18 protein-coding genes are annotated in these 16,815 nt (G+C 35.8%); 3 read left to right on the top strand and 15 right to left on the bottom strand.

Annotated features, from left to right (window positions below):
* Positions 1 to 25: 25 nt before the first annotated feature.
* The 11 genes from BAQ44_RS10055 to BAQ44_RS09995 all read right to left on the bottom strand — a co-directional run bounded on the left by BAQ44_RS10055 (position 26) and on the right by BAQ44_RS09995 (position 12,386).
* Positions 26 to 1,696, bottom strand: coding sequence for an outer membrane protein assembly factor BamB family protein (locus tag BAQ44_RS10055; RefSeq protein ID WP_071721575.1), 1,671 nt, complete (start codon positions 1,694 to 1,696; stop codon positions 26 to 28).
* 1,012 nt (positions 1,697 to 2,708) lie between these two features.
* Positions 2,709 to 3,782: a sulfate/molybdate ABC transporter ATP-binding protein gene (locus BAQ44_RS10040; protein ID WP_071721572.1), complete on the bottom strand. Its 1,074-nt coding sequence runs from the start codon at positions 3,780 to 3,782 to the stop codon at positions 2,709 to 2,711.
* A gap of 12 nt (positions 3,783 to 3,794) precedes the next feature.
* On the bottom strand, positions 3,795 to 4,652 hold the full coding sequence (gene cysW / locus BAQ44_RS10035; RefSeq protein WP_048545281.1) for a sulfate ABC transporter permease subunit CysW: 858 nt from the start codon (positions 4,650 to 4,652) through the stop codon (positions 3,795 to 3,797).
* An 11-nt stretch (positions 4,653 to 4,663) separates the two neighbouring features.
* Positions 4,664 to 5,491, bottom strand: a complete 828-nt coding sequence (gene cysT / locus BAQ44_RS10030) for a sulfate ABC transporter permease subunit CysT (protein WP_071721571.1) — start codon at positions 5,489 to 5,491, stop codon at positions 4,664 to 4,666.
* 34 nt (positions 5,492 to 5,525) lie between these two features.
* The gene (locus BAQ44_RS10025) at positions 5,526 to 6,581 is read right to left on the bottom strand and encodes a sulfate ABC transporter substrate-binding protein (protein WP_071721570.1); all 1,056 of its coding nucleotides are present in this window, start codon (positions 6,579 to 6,581) and stop codon (positions 5,526 to 5,528) included.
* A gap of 222 nt (positions 6,582 to 6,803) precedes the next feature.
* Positions 6,804 to 7,829, bottom strand: coding sequence for an S-layer homology domain-containing protein (locus tag BAQ44_RS10020; RefSeq protein WP_071721569.1), 1,026 nt, complete (start codon positions 7,827 to 7,829; stop codon positions 6,804 to 6,806).
* An 84-nt stretch (positions 7,830 to 7,913) separates the two neighbouring features.
* Entirely contained in the window at positions 7,914 to 8,165 is a 252-nt protein-coding gene (locus tag BAQ44_RS10015) for a hypothetical protein (protein WP_071721568.1), read from the bottom strand.
* A 112-nt stretch (positions 8,166 to 8,277) separates the two neighbouring features.
* Positions 8,278 to 9,810: a fatty acid--CoA ligase family protein gene (locus tag BAQ44_RS10010; RefSeq protein ID WP_071721567.1), complete on the bottom strand. Its 1,533-nt coding sequence runs from the start codon at positions 9,808 to 9,810 to the stop codon at positions 8,278 to 8,280.
* A gap of 146 nt (positions 9,811 to 9,956) precedes the next feature.
* Positions 9,957 to 10,400 (bottom strand): hypothetical protein, encoded by a 444-nt coding sequence (locus BAQ44_RS10005; RefSeq protein WP_071721566.1) that lies wholly within the window; start codon positions 10,398 to 10,400, stop codon positions 9,957 to 9,959.
* A 252-nt stretch (positions 10,401 to 10,652) separates the two neighbouring features.
* Complete coding sequence (gene lplA / locus BAQ44_RS10000) at positions 10,653 to 11,642, bottom strand: lipoate--protein ligase (RefSeq protein ID WP_063261987.1); 990 nt, start codon at positions 11,640 to 11,642, stop codon at positions 10,653 to 10,655.
* A gap of 9 nt (positions 11,643 to 11,651) precedes the next feature.
* A complete protein-coding gene (locus tag BAQ44_RS09995; protein WP_071721565.1) occupies positions 11,652 to 12,386 on the bottom strand; it encodes an MBL fold metallo-hydrolase in 735 nt (244 codons plus the stop codon).
* A gap of 180 nt (positions 12,387 to 12,566) precedes the next feature.
* Here BAQ44_RS09995 and yhfH point away from each other — a divergent pair, with 180 nt between their 5' ends.
* Positions 12,567 to 12,695 carry a protein YhfH gene (gene yhfH, locus BAQ44_RS09990; protein WP_000567010.1) on the top strand — a complete coding sequence of 43 codons (129 nt, stop codon included), beginning with the start codon at positions 12,567 to 12,569 and terminating at the stop codon, positions 12,693 to 12,695.
* A gap of 39 nt (positions 12,696 to 12,734) precedes the next feature.
* On the opposite strand, the gene BAQ44_RS09985 is transcribed toward yhfH, so the two are convergent.
* Positions 12,735 to 13,751: a LacI family DNA-binding transcriptional regulator gene (locus BAQ44_RS09985; protein WP_000103724.1), complete on the bottom strand. Its 1,017-nt coding sequence runs from the start codon at positions 13,749 to 13,751 to the stop codon at positions 12,735 to 12,737.
* Positions 13,752 to 13,948: 197 nt separating this feature from the next.
* On the opposite strand from BAQ44_RS09985, the gene BAQ44_RS09980 reads away from it, so the two are divergent.
* A complete protein-coding gene (locus BAQ44_RS09980; protein ID WP_071721564.1) occupies positions 13,949 to 14,890 on the top strand; it encodes a helix-turn-helix transcriptional regulator in 942 nt (313 codons plus the stop codon).
* 92 nt (positions 14,891 to 14,982) lie between these two features.
* Positions 14,983 to 15,486, top strand: coding sequence for a DinB family protein (locus BAQ44_RS09975; RefSeq protein ID WP_071721563.1), 504 nt, complete (start codon positions 14,983 to 14,985; stop codon positions 15,484 to 15,486).
* A 65-nt stretch (positions 15,487 to 15,551) separates the two neighbouring features.
* On the opposite strand, the gene yknW is transcribed toward BAQ44_RS09975, so the two are convergent.
* The 3 genes from yknW to BAQ44_RS09960 are packed head-to-tail and all read right to left on the bottom strand — an operon-like array spanning position 15,552 to position 16,808.
* Positions 15,552 to 16,229 carry a YknW family membrane protein gene (gene yknW, locus BAQ44_RS09970; protein ID WP_071721562.1) on the bottom strand — a complete coding sequence of 226 codons (678 nt, stop codon included), beginning with the start codon at positions 16,227 to 16,229 and terminating at the stop codon, positions 15,552 to 15,554.
* A gap of 24 nt (positions 16,230 to 16,253) precedes the next feature.
* Positions 16,254 to 16,556 carry a DUF2087 domain-containing protein gene (locus BAQ44_RS09965; RefSeq protein WP_071721561.1) on the bottom strand — a complete coding sequence of 101 codons (303 nt, stop codon included), beginning with the start codon at positions 16,554 to 16,556 and terminating at the stop codon, positions 16,254 to 16,256.
* Between the two features lie 36 nt (positions 16,557 to 16,592).
* Positions 16,593 to 16,808: a hypothetical protein gene (locus BAQ44_RS09960; protein ID WP_071721560.1), complete on the bottom strand. Its 216-nt coding sequence runs from the start codon at positions 16,806 to 16,808 to the stop codon at positions 16,593 to 16,595.
* Between the last annotated feature and the right edge of the window lie 7 nt (positions 16,809 to 16,815).

Here is a 16,815-nt window from a genome sequence, read left to right as displayed (position 1 = left end):
TCGTTTTTTATTTGTAAATACCTTGTTATCTTTCGCGTACTTCAAACACATTCCCACTAATACAAGTAAAATACAATAAGTTATTTGTTTTCATTACCTCATATATGGAATCAGACTCCAAAATAAACTTTGGTAAATATAATGTGAATTCTACCTTACCAGATTTTATGTCTAAGCATTTTACTTCAAGTTCATGTGAAGACATATAGATCTTATCCTCCACATATCTCGGAGATCTTATCACGTCATGCGCAAACCTTGTTTCCCACTTAACTTGGTTATGTACTAAATCTATACAATAGACTTTTCCATTATCCATAACTACAACACACATATTATCAACTAAGTTAGGTTCAAGTTTTATTTCACCTGGTAATAAGCATTCATATATTTCCTTACCATCGTCTACTCCAAAAAATTGAAGGCATGTTTTCCGTGTTACTACATCATCCATATCATATATATGTCTAACCAAACCTATTTTTAAGTTATCAGCTACCACATATAAATAATCCTCTTCTTCAATATCTATCTCTAAGATTAATTCTGGTGATTCTTTTTTCAAATCCCACCTTTGAATACCCTCCTCTCCCACTATTAAAGCCGTATGATTTTCTAAATATGTGGGAGTATTGGGGCGACAATCAATATTTTCTCTCCATAAAATATTACTATTTAAGTCAACAGCTGTCATACAAACTATATAAGGATCTATTAGTTCCCCTTCTTCATAACATTCTCCTATTAGAACATAATAATCAGAAAACAGTCGCACCTTCAAATTTTCTCCACCAATTCCAGTATATACAGTCTGTTTCTCTTTTCCTGTTTGAATATCTAATATGATATTCAAACCATAATCCATCACAACCATTACTTCTAATACATTATTTGGTAGGAAATAAACCCCTTTTATTTCTCCTTCCAACTCTAACTCCCATAATTTCTTTCCATCTTTTGCAGACATGCACACAAGTTTTGACTCTTCCTCTTCTCTACTAATATCTCCTACAAAAACCTTATCATCTTGTTGGCAAAATACAATTCCACTCTCAACAAAGTTGAGATGCTCAGTCCAAAGTGTTTTTTTATTCAACATGTCTATTTTACTAAACTTATTCGCTGGTCCATTTCCAACATATAAAAAGTCGTTGTCTCTTGAGAATTGAGGAAGAATTTCTATATTTCTTTCATTTTTCAGATCACTCCAGCTTATTTCATAACGACTTTCACTTGAATATTTCCGATAAACATTCAAGTTTCCAGTAGTAATGAAGTCCTCATCGAGCTTTTCTAGATCAATTATCTGTTTATAAGCGGCATTCAAATTAAAATGTCCTGGTACTTTACTAATTAATTTCTCTATATGTTCCTTACAAAAATCAAATACAACATTAAAAAACTGTACTCTTTCAACTGAAATAATTTCTTTACTACTACTAATATTAATCATATTTTCTTGTTGAATAAAATGTAAGGTCTTCTCATAGTTATCCAAGAATAATGTACCCTCGTTATACTTTAAAAGATTTACCCACTCATCAAAAAAATGTATTAAGGGCTCTATAATATCAGTCTCTTCTTCATAAATGATTTTTTCATCTAAGAGGAAAATTATTTTACCTCTTAACATTTCCAACTCGTCTTCATTAAAATATTCCAGTTTAATATTAAATCCTTCTTTTATTTTCCCCATAATGCCCTACCTCCAGTACACCATAAAACTTCTGCCGATTTTTCTCATTCTTTATTAATAGTTTGACTCTAATAGTGCTTTGTAAATATGAACGGACTTTATAATTGGTAAAAAACAACTTTCTATATTTAGTATCGTTATATATTCGCTGAAACCATTCATAATTTTGAAGACATTTTATATTTCTATCAATTTTTCTAGTGTTTAAACCTGAATCTAATCCACTAGATTCCAAAATCCCACTAATTAATCCTAATAAAAAACTAAACATTCATTAGTCCATGGCTTCAAATATAATATGTTAGCCATTAACCCTCCTTAAACATTTTATATAATTTTCTAGCGGCTTTTCATGTTTATTACTCAAAACCTCCAGTAAACAATACATACAACAATATAACGCCGAGCCCTATCATAAATATTCTAAACAAATAATAGCTAATAGTTAGAAGGAACGGGAATAAACCCATGAAACTGAAAAGTGACAAAAACATTCGGTTTTCTTTATAACTCTCTTTATCTATTTTAATTCCTAACCATATAAAGAGAATACTCATTACAAAAATATATAAATCAAGTATAAAATCTATTATCATCATTAACTCCCTTGTATATATGTAACAACCTCTCTGATATTTTGCTCATTCTTATATGATTTCGGTAATCCACAGACATCTACTTTCTTCTCACCTAAAAATTTAATGAATTTTAGAAAGAAACTCAATTAAAAAAATGTAAGGCTTTAAGGAAAGATAGCAATTCTGACTCTTTATCGACAATTTCCCGTTTTCTATTCCATAATTCATTATAATGAATTAAAATATTTTTATATAAAGATAATTATTAAACAAGATGTAATATCTATCTTATTTACGATGAATAAATAGTGGAAAGGAAAGGAATGAAAGCCATTCAATTTCTTTTCTTTATTACCTATTTCTCCTGAAAATCCATACCTCAAAACAAAAAACACGGTCCCTATACATACTCATACAGGAACCGCACCTTACCATTAAATCACAAAATCCTCTGGAATAAACACCTTCACTTCTTTCGGCTGTACGTATACAACATCACCCGCTTGAATGCTGAGCTGTTTGAACTGTTCTTTACTTATTTCTGCTTCTAAATACTCATCTGTTCCGTCTCGTTTTAATTCTACATATACGACAGGTCCAACTGTGTGAGAGTATGATACTTTTGCAGGGATTGCATCTACGCTTTGTTTCGTACGAGAGATGGATAAGTGATGTGGCCTTACGTAAGCTACTCCGTCTACGTTTGAAACGTGCTTATGCTCTGGTGCTTCTAGTTCCACTGATCCTACATTCAGCTTACCTTTATGGACGCGGCCGTGAAATAAATTTACATTTCCTAAAAAGTCATACACGAACGGGCTTGCTGGGTTTTCATATACTTCTTCTGGTGTTCCCATTTGTTCAATGCGCCCTTCATTCATGACAACGATGCGGTCCGCAACGTCTAGTGCTTCTTCTTGATCATGCGTTACGAATACGCTCGTAATTTGAAATTCGTCATGTAGTTTTCGAAGCCATCTTCGTAATTCTTTTCTCACTTTTGCATCAAGTGCACCGAACGGTTCATCGAGTAATAAAATTTTCGGTTCAACTGCAAGTGCCCGTGCTAGTGCGATACGCTGTCGTTGCCCGCCAGATAGTTGCGCTGGGTAACGTTTGGCGAAACCATCCATTTTTACTAGTTCCAATAGTTCTGTTACTTTTTCTTCTATCACTGTTGCTGATGGTCTTAAGCTTTTCTTTCTTACCTTTAAGCCGAAAGCGACATTTTCAAATACATTCATATGTTTAAAGAGCGCATAATGCTGGAAGACGAAGCCAACTTGCCGATTTTTCACATGAATGCTCGTTAAGTCTTCCCCATCAAATGATACAGACCCGCCATCCGCTTCTTCTAATCCGGCAATAATTCGTAATAACGTCGTTTTCCCAGAACCTGACGGGCCTAATAAGGCGACAAGTTCGCCTTTTGGAATATCCAAATGAATGTCTGTTAGCGCCTGAAATGTACCATATTGTTTTGATACATTTTGAATTTGAATACTCACCATACTCCCCCCTTATTGTCGTTTTTCCATTCTCCATTCAATCCAGTTTTTTATAACGAGCGTAAGAACAGCGATGAGTGACATTAAAGTCGCCACAGCGAACGCTGCTGAAAATTGATATTCATTGTACAAAATTTCAATGTGAAGCGGCATCGTATTCGTAACGCCGCGTACGTGACCTGATACAACAGAAACTGCTCCGAACTCACCGATAGCACGGGCATTACATAGGATCATGCCGTATAAAAGACCCCATTTTATATTTGGAAGCGTAACGCGCCAAAACATTTTCCAGCCGCTTGCGCCAAGTGATAGAGCTGCCTCTTCTTCACTTTTCCCTTGCGCTTGCATAATTGGAATTAGTTCACGTGCAACGAATGGGAATGTTACAAAGATTGTTGCGATAATAATCCCTGGAACAGAGAAAATGAGTTTCACTCCATGTTCGAGTAACCATTCACCCAGAGCCCCCCTCGGTGTGAAGAGTAAAACGAATACTAATCCTGCGATAACTGGTGACACAGCAAATGGCAATTCAATAAGAGAAAGCAATATTTGTTTTCCTTTAAACTGAAATTTGGTAATAAGCCATGCAGCCGCTATCCCGAATATCGTATTAAGCGGTACAACGATACATGCAACGAGAAGTGTTAACCGAATTGCCGAAAATGCTTCTTGATCTGTTACGGCTGCAACGTATACATCAATCCCTCGTTCAAAAGCCTTTAGAAAAATCGTGATGAGCGGCAGTAATAGAAAGAGAGATAAAAATAAAACTGTAATCGTAATAAATACAATTGGTACAAACCTAGATTCTTTTTTAGGTGATTTGCTTTTTACTATTTTCTTTTCTAGTAATGTTGGTTCCATTTTCTCCCCTCCTATTCGCTTTTCAGTTCATGCCTTCTACTCCAGCTTTGAATCATATTGATAAGAAGAAGGAAAAGGAGAGAAATAATAAGCATGACAGTCGCTACAGCTGTTGCGCCCGCATAATCATATTGTTCTAGTTTTGTCATAATCATCAGTGGTGCGATTTCTGTTTTCATCGGCATATTCCCTGCGATAAAAACGACAGATCCGTATTCTCCTAATGCTCGTGCAAATGCGAGTGAAAAACCCGCCAGAAGAGCGGGAAAGATTTCTGGTAAAATGATTTTCACAAATATTTGAAAGCGTGATGCCCCTAAACTCGAGGCCGCTTCTTCTATTTCTTTATCAATATTTTGCAGTACCGGTTGCACCATCCGAACGACAAATGGTAAACCGATAAAAGTAAGTGCAACGATTATTCCAAGTTGTGTGAATGCTACTTTTATATGAAACACGCTTAATAATTTTCCAATCCAGCCATTTTCCGCATATAAAGTGGTAAGTGTAATACCAGCTACAGCTGTAGGAAGGGCAAACGGTAAATCAATGAGTCCATCTAATAGTCGTTTCCCTGGAAATGTGTATCGAACGAGTACCCAAGCAATTAATAAGCCGAAAATAGCATTTACAACGGCCGCTGCAAATGAAGTTGTCAAGCTAACTTGATAGGAATGTAATACACGCTCGTTCGTTATAACCCCAGCAAACTTCTTCCAACCTAACTGTGAAGTTTGAATAAATACGATAGAAAGTGGTATAAGTACGAATAAACTCATATACAGCATTGTAAATCCAAGAGATAATCCAAACCCTGGTAAAACACGTTTCTTTCTCATCTTCTTTCACCTCATCCCCCTTTAACAGCGCTCATTATTTTTGATACATTTTATCGAATACGCCGCCATCATTAAAGTGTTTTTCCTGTGCTTTTTTCCAGCCACCAAACAATTCATCTACCGTAAACAATTGGATTTTCGGAAATTGAGATGCATATTTTTCTGCTACTTTTTCATTACGAGGACGATAAAAGTTTTTCGCCGCAATTTCTTGCCCTTTTTCTGAGTACAAATATTCCAAATATCCTTCTGCTACTTTTTTCGTTCCTTTTTTATCAACGACTTTATCTACAACCGCTACTGGTGGTTCCGCAAGTACACTAATAGAAGGGGTTACAATTTCAAATTTATCTTTTCCAAGTTCTTTTTGTGATAACAACGCTTCATTTTCCCACGCAATTAATACGTCTCCAATTCCTTTTTCAACAAATGTTGTCGTTGCTCCGCGTGCTCCTGAATCAAGTACTTCCACGTTTTTATAAATTTGACCAACAAACTCTTTCGCCTTATCTTCACTATTATTATATTTTTTCAGTGCGTATCCCCACGCGGCTAAATAGTTCCAACGTGCTCCGCCTGATGTTTTCGGATTAGGCGTAATGACAGACACACCTTTTTTCGTTAAATCATCCCAGTCTTTAATTCCTTTCGGGTTTCCCTTTCGCACTAGAAATACAATTGTTGATGTGTACGGAGTTGAATTATCCGCAAATCGCTTCTGCCAGTCTTCTGCTAACTGTTTCTTCTTGCTAATCGCATCAATATCATAAGCAAGCGCTAGCGTAACAACGTCTGCTTCTAGACCATCAATAACAGAACGCGCCTGGCTTCCAGATCCTCCGTGTGATTGTTTTACATTTACCGTTTGCCCATTCTTCTCTTTCCAATACTTCGCAAATTCTTTATTAAAGTCTTGATATAATTCCCTAGTTGGATCATACGAAACATTTAACAGCTCAACTGTTTTTTTATCTCCACTTCCTTCAGAATTACTAGTGGATGTTGCCGAACCACACCCTGATAAAAGCACAACTGCTGATAATACAATACCTGTACTTTTCATAAACGCTGTCTTACCCCACTTTTTCATTGTTAAGCCCCCTTAGTTTATATAATAGAAAAAGGCACACAATATATTCACAAAAGTGAATATTGTGCGCCTTCAGTTTATCTGATTAGCTTCTCATGTATTTTATTCTATTCGATTTCTTTTCATTTTAATTCCGTAATTCATATGTGTCAACTTGGATTTTGTTTTTTCTTCCTAAATAAAAATCAGTGAGGATCGTCCCTCACTGATTACAGTTTCAATTTATTTCTTCAACTTATCCGTCTTCGCAATAAATTGTGCTGCTTCTGCGCGGCTTACCGCTTTATCTGGAGCCCAGCCATTATCTGTTCCATTTGAAATGTTTTCTTGGATTAAAATATCGGCGTATTTCGCACCCCAATGATTGTTTAAGTCAGCAAATTCTTTTGGTAGTTTAACATTTTCATTTCTTTCTAATTTATATGCATTTACTAGCATAGAAGCCATTGATGCACGATTAATTAACCCACTTGGGTTAAAGTTACCCTTCTCATCACCTTTTACAATACCTGCTTTTTCAACAGCGGCAATATATGGAGTTGCCCAATGATTTTGTGCATCACGGAATGATGGCTTTGCATCTTTCTTAATTTCTAAACCTAAAACAGTTGCTAATATTTTCGCAGCTGAGCCACGGTCGATATTTTCAGCCGGAGCAAATGTACCGTCTGGCTTACCGTGCACTGCTTCTTTATCTACTAAATATTGAACTGATTCTTGTGCCCAAGTCGGGACATCTGAGAATTTAGGCTTCTGTTCAATTGCACTTGCATCGATTTCAAACTGTAGTTGATATTTATGATCATATTTAATTGCTGGAATTAATATATGCATTTGCATATTATATTTTTTCGAGAACTCACCGATTTCAAATTGAACAACTTTCGTGCCATTATTCGCTTTATCTTCGGAGATTACTTTTACATCATGGAATGTCCCTACTTTATTTGGATCTTCTACTCTAAGATACTGAAAATAGCTGCTATCTTGAACTGTTAACGTAACGATTTTTTTATCACCTTGAATAGTTACTTTTGGATTTTTTAAATATGTAGATGCAACTGATGTATCATTCGTTTGATCTTTATAAGTCTTTAAAATAACATCATATGTACCATCTGCTAATTTGCTAGCTGCTTTCATTTCTACTGCCGCTTCTGCTTTCGCAATCGGTGCCATAATACCACTAAATGGAACCGCTAAAGTTGCTGCTATAACGAACGCATTAACATATTTTTTCTTAATCATTATCAACATGACCTCTCTCTTTATATGATTATACCCAACACAACTATCATATTGATAATGATTATCAATGTCAAATAAAAAATATCATTTCCTACACAAATATGCCTTTCGTTCATTTTTAAATAGTAAATAATGTGCCGTATGAACTTTCCGTTCTAAATAATCAATAGAATACGAGCTTGATGGATCAACTAAATCACCTATCGCACCTGAAAGATGATCAATGACTTGCTGCAAAATTTCTAAGTTTTCCTTCTCACTTTCCGCGTTCATTTCATCCATAATGTCACAAATAAGATATTGAACTCTCCGTAAACGTAATTCCTTTTGCTCCACGTATATCTCCTCCTTATTAGTCATATTACGGTTTAAATATATGGGGTTATAGCTTAATCAATTCTAAAAAATACAAAGGCAACCATCTTCATCAAGATGGTTGCCCCTATTTTTATACTTGCATCGCTTTCTCTTTTAACGCTCTTCTTAACAATTTACCCGTCGTATTCTTCGGCAATTCTGTTAAAAATTCGATACTCATTGGCACTTTATATTTTGCTAAATGTAACGTGCAATAATGCATCAGTTCTTCTTCTGTTACTTGAACTTGTTTCAGAACGACGTAAGCTCGTACTGCTTCTCCTAAGTTTTCATCAGGAACGCCAATTACGACAACTTCTGCTACAGATTCGTGTGTGTATAATACTTCTTCTACTTCACGAGGATATACGTTGTAACCACCAACTAAGACGATATCCTTTTTGCGATCAACGATATAGAAGTAACCTTCTTCATCCATTTTCGCTAAGTCTCCTGTATATAACCAGCCGTCTTTCAATGTCGCTGCTGTATCTTCTGGTGCGTTATAGTAGCCTTTCATAACGTTAGGTCCGCGAACAATTAATTCACCGACTGCACCAACAGGTACTTCTTCCCCAAGTTCGTTCACAATTTTATTTTCTACATGCCAAATATTTGTACCGATTGACCCTGGTTTACGCGGACGATCTAGCGGGTTAAAACAAGTAACTGGTGATGCTTCTGATAAACCGTATCCTTCTGAAACGATAACGTCAAAACGTTTTTCAAAGTTTTGCAGAAGAGCAACAGGCATGGATGCACCACCTGAAATACAAAGGCGAAGCGTCTTCACATCTTCTGCGCTTGCTTCTTCGAATAAATATAAATAATTGTACATCGTCGGTACACCAGCAAAAATCGTTGGCTCATACGTACGACAAATACGGAACACTTCTTTCGGACTAAATTTCGGTAACATTAAAATAGTCGCTCCGTTCACAATCGGTGCATTGACCGCCACTGTTAAGCAAAATACATGGAACATTGGCAGTGCCGCAACGACGCGATCAGCAGCAGTAAATTGTAAATACGACGCCACATCGTTCGCATTACTATATAAATTTTTATGTGTTAACATAGCGCCTTTCGGTTTTCCAGTCGTGCCTGAAGTGTATAGAATAACCGCTACATCTTCTTCATCTAGCTCTGGGCCTTCGTAAGTTACATCTCCAGCCCCTATCATTCTCGTAAACGTTTTCATTTTTTCGGTTTCTGTATGGTTAAAATCTGATGAGGTTTCGCATATGATGATGTTTTCAAGTGAAGGAAGTCTTGTTGTAAGAGATTGTATAACAGGTAGAAGGACGTCGAGTACGATGATTGTTTTTACATCTCCATTTTGTAAAATGTAATGCATTTCGTCTGCTGTATAAATTGGATTCACTGGAATGACAGTTGCTCCAGCTTTCATTGTTCCGTATAAACCGACCAAAAAATGTGGTGAGTTTCCAACAACTAATGCGACATTGTCCCCTTTTCCAATGCCCATTGCTGCTAAATTGCTAGAAAACCTTGTGACCATTTTGTTTAATTGGTCATACGAGACCGACTGATCCATAAATATATAAGCCGGTTTATCCCCCTTCTTTTTCGCCGTTTCAGCCAAAGATTGAACGAGATTCACACAAACCCCACCTTTATAAAATTTAGAATATTTAAAAATTCTAAATTAATTATATTAAAAGAAAATTAAAGTGGCAAGTGATATTCCATTAACTGCATATACAACGATCACCTCCTGTTGATTCACTTTGGAAGGATAAGGGAATTTCATTTGTTAGCAAATGATGAAACGAAGGCTAAAATCATTTCAGAATAATATGCACTCATCTTTTCACTAAGTTTTTCTAGTTCCTCTTTATTCAAGCTCGTATGCTCCCCATATAAGTTGATTGCATCCGCTCCATTTTCATGAAAGAACAATGTAACATATAACGTTGGTATTCCTTTATTGTCCTCATCTATCGACAGGACAAGATCTGGCGCTTTATTCACCGTACTAAACGTTTCATTTCTTTTCCATTTCTTATTTTGAAACATAGTTTGTATATCATCTATCTTTCGTTTGTTATCTGTATGCGTAAAATATATAACATGATCTTTCGCTGGCTTTCCAATAGATAAAAGTGTCCGACTTGAGGAAGTTTCATCGTTACAAGCTGTCATTCCGATGACGAAGCTAAGCAGTAATACAACGTACATTACTCTTTTCATTTCGAACCGCCTCCTTTGAATATATATATTCCTTTACGAGGGGCAAATGTACTGTGATTTTATGGTGAATGAAATGATATCGACGATTTTTCGAATATATCAACCGCAACTCGAAATATATCAGCGATTTTCCAAATATATCGACCGTAACTCAACTTATATCAGCGATTTTTAAAATATATCGACTTACCGACAAAACGTGACAATCTACGTAAAAAAAGAGGCTGCCCATTACGGTAGCCTCCCTCATTTTTAGAAGAATAAATGTAAGAAATCTTCTGTTGTAATATTACCGAAATAGCGTACGATATCTACGCCTTCTAAAGCTGCAGTGAATGCATCTTTATCAAATTGTACACCTGTTAGACGCTCTTCAATGTCATGTACATCTAGTGAACCGAAGAAGTCACCGTAAATTTTACATTCTGTTACTGTTCCTTTTTTCACTTCAAGACGAACATCAACTTGTCCAACTGGGAAGCGGTGTGAATGTTGTAAGTTGAACTTCGGAGATTTTCCGTAGTTCCAATCCCAATTTTGGTAGCGCTCTTCAGATAGTTTATGGATTTCTTTCCAATCATTTTCTGTTAATTCGTACGTTGGAATTTCTGTTTCCCCTTCGAAAATTGTTTCTAGAAGAAGTTGTCTAAACTCTTCTGTCGTCATTTTTTCGTTTAAGAACTCTGTAATGTTCGCAACGCGGCTACGGATTGATTTGATTCCTTTTGATTGGATCTTATCCATTTTTACTTTTAATGCTGATACGACGTGATCGATTTCAGAGTCAAATAGTAACGTACCGTGACTGAACATACGACCTTTCGTTGAGAACTGCGCGTTACCTGAAATTTTTCTACCTTCAGCTAAAATGTCGTTACGACCACTTAGTTCTGCATTTACGCCTAATTTACCAAGCGCTTTCGTTACAGGCTCTGTGAATTTTTTAAAGTTGCTGAAACTGTCTCCATCATCTTTCGTAATAAAGCTGAAGTTTAAGTTTCCTAAATCATGATATACTGCGCCTCCGCCTGATAGACGACGAACAACATGAATACCTTGTTCTTTTACGTAATCTGCATTAATTTCTTCTACTGTGTTTTGGTTTTTACCAATGATAATGGAAGGTTCGTTAATGTAGAACAGTAAATATGTTTCGTTAATATCTAAATTCTTCACACAATATTCTTCAATTGCTAAGTTTATTCTAGGATCTGTAATTCCTTTATTATCAATAAATAACATCGTATCACCTCATGAGTTCCAGATGTAACCACTATGCGCTAGCGTAATATGGCCACTGAAAATTTGTTTTGCTTCTGTTACTAAATCAGATGTGTTGCCTGTATGTGGTAAGTGCGTTAATAAAAGTTCTTTTACATTTGCATCTTTCGCAATACTTGCTACTTCTGTACTATTCATATGCCCTGCTTTTGCAGCCTCTTGATGTGCATACATATTACACTCACAAATGAAAAGATCAGCATCTTTTGTGAATGGAATAAATTCAGGAATATAACTGGAATCAGCGCTATATACTACAGCGTCACTACCAGCTGTAATGCGCATCGCAAAGCATGTAACAGGATGAACAGTTTTTAAGAATGAAATCGAGAACGGTCCAACTTGAAGTGTTTCTTCTGGGTTGTACGCGATTCCTTTCGTATGCGGTTCATGCGTTAAAGAATGGAATCCATTCTCGTCAAACGTATGACCGTATATTGGTAATTCCGGTAGTTGCCCCTTCGCCCCGCTCATAATTAATCTCGCATATTGCAATACCCCAATGTCTGCAACATGATCGTGATGATAATGCGAAAGTACAACTGCATCTATATCAGATGGTGTTATATATTTTTGGAGCTGTGCTAGTACACCACTACCACAGTCTACAAGTAAACGAAAACCATCGTGTTCAAACAAATACCCCGACGTTGCTTCTCCCGCTTCTGGAAATCCGCCCCAAAAGCCGACAACAGTCATTTTCATATGTATCCATCCTTTCTAAAACCGAGTAGGAATGCATGTTTCACTTACATCCTACATTGTTAACTATAATCCATTTCCTAAACTTTTTCATTAATTTTCAATTTTGTTATAAAACAGTTGTTGACTTTTACTTTTTGTACTAATACAATGATAGTAAGAAATGGAAATGGAGGGATTGACATGATCGATCAACCAATGGAGTTTTTCAGAAATTTACCGACGAAAACTTGTGCGCACTGCGGGAAAGAAATTGATGAGCAACACGAAGCATACCATAACAAATGTGATGACTGCGTTCACGAAGAATAGTAGTTTGTGAACATAAAAAAACCTAGCAGACATAGTCTACTAGGCTAATAACATCGTATCCTTCTTCATCGTTGAACCTTTCACCAAGAGCTCCAGTTCAAACTCATACAATTCTTTTTGTCGATAATTTTTCGTATGGATTTTATCCATCATCAGGTCGACAACTTTTCGGGCCATCTCATCGATTGGCTGTTCAATTGTCGTAATACCTGGCTCTGTAATCTGTGATAATATTTGATTATCAAAACCGATAACAGCGAGATCATCTGGAATGCTCCAGTCATGGCGTTTTGCCTCTGAAATAATTCCAGCTGCAACCTCGTCGCCTCCTGCCAAAATCGCGGTAGGATTTTTTTTGTCTTTTAATACTTCATGGAATATTCTCTTTCCATCGTCCCAAGAGAAAGCGTTTTCAAGAAAATCGATCGCTTCTACTTGGCGGCTCTTCTCTGTTATGGCACGTAAAAAGCCCATTTTTCGCTGTTGGCTAACCACTTTGGTTTCGTTTCCACGGCAAAAAATAAGATTACGATATCCTTGTTCTAACACATGCTTAGCAGCTATGTATGCTCCTTGTGCATGATCAAACTTCACTGTTGGAACATTTGCTTCCTCAATATATTCATTACATAACACGATTGGACCGTGCTGTAAGTATGGCTCTACATCTTCCCACGGATTTTCTAGTGAACATAGAATAATCCCATCTACTTGTTTCGTAGATAATAATTGTAAATACTCCATCTCTTTTTCCGGTAAATATCTTGTTTGACAAATAATCAGTTTATATTTATGTTCAGAAGCAGCAATCTCGATTGCTTCGATAAATCTACTGAAGAAAGGATTTGTAATCCTTGGAACTAGCACCGCAATTGTTTCCGTCTTTTGTTTACGAAGCCTTCTCGCCGCAGAATTAGGAACGAAGCCTAAATGCTTCATTGCTAATTGAACCCTTTTTTTCTTCTCATCTGAAACATATGGATGATTATTAATCACCCTAGAAACCGTTGTCCTTGATAACCCCGCTAATTTCGCCACGTCCTCTATAGTCGACACGAAATTCTCCCCCTTTGCATGAAAACGTTTTCTTAAATTGATTATATAGTATATTATTGGAAACTGCAATATGGGTTGTTATGATTTTACTATATTAATATTATACATAGGGAAAAGTCTGTTAATGGGAGGAGAGTTTATACTGCTTTTAGAAGTTTACAGTAGGCATATTTATAAAAGATACAGGGGGATATTTCATGAATCGGACGGATCGTTTATTAGCTATATTAATTGAATTACAAAGAAGACAAACTGTTACAGCACAAAGCTTAGCTGAAAAATTTGAGACAAGTATAAGAACGATTTATAGAGATATGGATGCACTTAGTGAATCTGGCGTCCCACTTTTCGCCATGCCTGGCCAAGGTTATTCATTAATGGATGGTTATTTCTTACCACCCATTCAGCTTACGTCTGAAGAGGCTGTTACTCTTTTATTAGGCGGTGATTATATCGAGAAAACTTTCACTTCTTCTTTCTCTGTACACGCAAAATCAGCAAAAGAGAAACTTGAGGTCGTCCTCCCTACTGATCAACAAAAGAAAGCCCGAGAGTTACGAGGGACTTTCCGTTTCCTTTCTCCTATATTTTCACACAAACAATCTGAACAAGAAAAACTTGAAAAACAACTTATCCTGTTGCAAGAATCTATCCAAAAAGAACAGGCTATCTCTTTTTCTTATCGTAAACCAAGAGAAACTACAAAAATAAAACGGACCGTTCATCCTTACGGTTTAGTCAATATTTCAGGAATTTGGTACATCGTTTCTCATTGTGTACTTCGAGAACAAATACGTAATTTTCGCTTAGATCGAATGGAGGAATTACAGCAAGTACAAGAATTCTTTACAAAACCCGAAGACTTTTCTTTGCAAGAATATCAGCCTGAAAGCAACCGTACTGTGATGATTCATTTATTATTCCCAGCCCATATTGCACATAAAATTATTGAATCACGATACTTCTTCATAGATTCATACGAGCATAGAGACAATGGTTTTCACGTCTTTTTGAAATCGAGAAACATAGACGAAGTATTTCAATGGGTATTAAGCTGGGGAAGCCAAGTGCAAGTACTTGAACCAAACGTTCTATCTGAGAAAATTCATGATGAAGCAAAGAAAATGTTAAAACTTTAATTGTTGCATTTCACTACTGACATAATGTTGTCAGCATTACTTCTTTATAGTAGGGAGTAACAAATACATTTTCATAAAAAGGAGTTAGTGATATGAAGAAATTTGAAGAGTTAGCAACGTACTACATAGAGGAATTAGAAAAGTACTCTATAGAACAATTTAGGATGAAGCCTTCTCATGAGGTATGGTCTCTCGGTCAAATGTATAATCACTTAATTTCAGCTACACGCATGCAGTTAGATGCAATCTCAAAATGCACAACTGAATTGCCTTCTGTAACTAACAAGAAAACAGATATGGGAGAAAAGGTATATATGATGGGAGCTTTCCCAGACATAAAAATCAAATTACCAGATCATCCTGGATATACGCCTGAAAACCCATCTAATAAAGAAGACGTACAGAAACAGCTTCTAGAATTAATTACAATTGTTAAAGACATTGAGCCAACACTTTCTTCTATCCCAAGTGATTGTAAAGTCGAACATCCTGGGCTTGGTTACTTACATGCAGCAGAATGGTTCCAGCTTATTTCTATGCATTTCGCACATCATCTTCGTCAGAAAGACAGACTGGAAACAGAAGTTTTAGTATAAAAAATGATAAAAGGTGGTTTGATCTATATCCAAACCACCTTTATATTTCTACTTCCCATATATCTTTACGGTTTAGATATTTCCTGCATAAATCCAGCCATACTCGCTAATAAACTAGTGAAAACGAAAAGGACAATAATAAGAGGAATAAGTTTCTTCTTATATAAATTTGTTATCGTTTTCAAACCGATGCCTAATAAAATGTAATACCAAATATTAAATATATCTATTCTTTGAGCGATTGTATGCAAAACCATGTTATCCGTTGCTATTGCCCCTAAACTCGTATAAGATATCTCATATCCATTTAGAGACAATGCAATGAATCCGTTTAAAATCATCCCTAATCGTAATACAAACGAAGCATAAATAATGATAGGAAATGTTTCTTTATAGGTAATATCAACCCCGAAAAAAATCATAATGTTTTTATAGAATATAGGCGCAAAAAATAAAGCTACGATTCCACTGACTACGGAAACCCCGAGTGTAGTAAAGAAAGTTATATATTTCGGTACCGTAAATCCCGTTTTATCATGAAACATACTAAACGCAGGATTGTTTAAAGTATTCCATGACATGAAAGCACTTGAAATTATAATTAGTACTATTAAAAGTACAAGTGGTAAAAGTATATTTCTTTGATTCTTCATCCTTTTAAATTGCACTGTTGGCGAAGTGAATATCCCTAAAATTGATGGTTTTCCCGAAATTTCTTCACGTATAAGACTACTAGCTTGCAAGACAATTCCCCTTCCTCATTACATTTATAACTCCTCCCACTTCGTCCAAACTTCTCTCCCGTTTATATGGTACATATTATCCTCTCGATCCATAAACCCGTGCACAATAAACTCACGTCTAATCGTACAAAAATCATCGTGATACTGTTTTATAAAAGTATTAATTTCTTTTTCCGTATATTGATTTCCAGCGTTTAACTTGCTAATTAAATGCTCTAACAATACTAGTTTTTTCTTCTTTTGACCTGGAATCGATTTTAGGCGGTCCTCTTTATCGAAAAAGTTACGAATCGTCGTATCTCTGAATTTCATTTCATTTTCGGTCATTTTGTTATCCTCCACCGTTTTTTTAATACTACAACTTTATTGTTCGTCCTTATTATTTTTCTTCATTCTTTTACTTACAACATCCATAAGGTAATACCCGCTAATTAGCACATAGTAAACTAAAAGTATTCCTAGTGCGTCTTTCATATTTGTATATTTTTCTTTATGAAACAAGATAGGTGAAAGGGCGTAAACAAGAAAGATGATTAGCGGATTTAAAATAAAATAATAAGTAAGATTTCCTTTCATCATATCAACT

The sequence above is a fragment of the Bacillus mobilis genome, assembly GCF_001884045.1.
Classification (GTDB): domain Bacteria; phylum Bacillota; class Bacilli; order Bacillales; family Bacillaceae_G; genus Bacillus_A; species Bacillus_A mobilis.
Note: the sequence above shows the minus strand (reverse complement) of the source record. Positions and strands in the feature narration are given on the sequence as shown.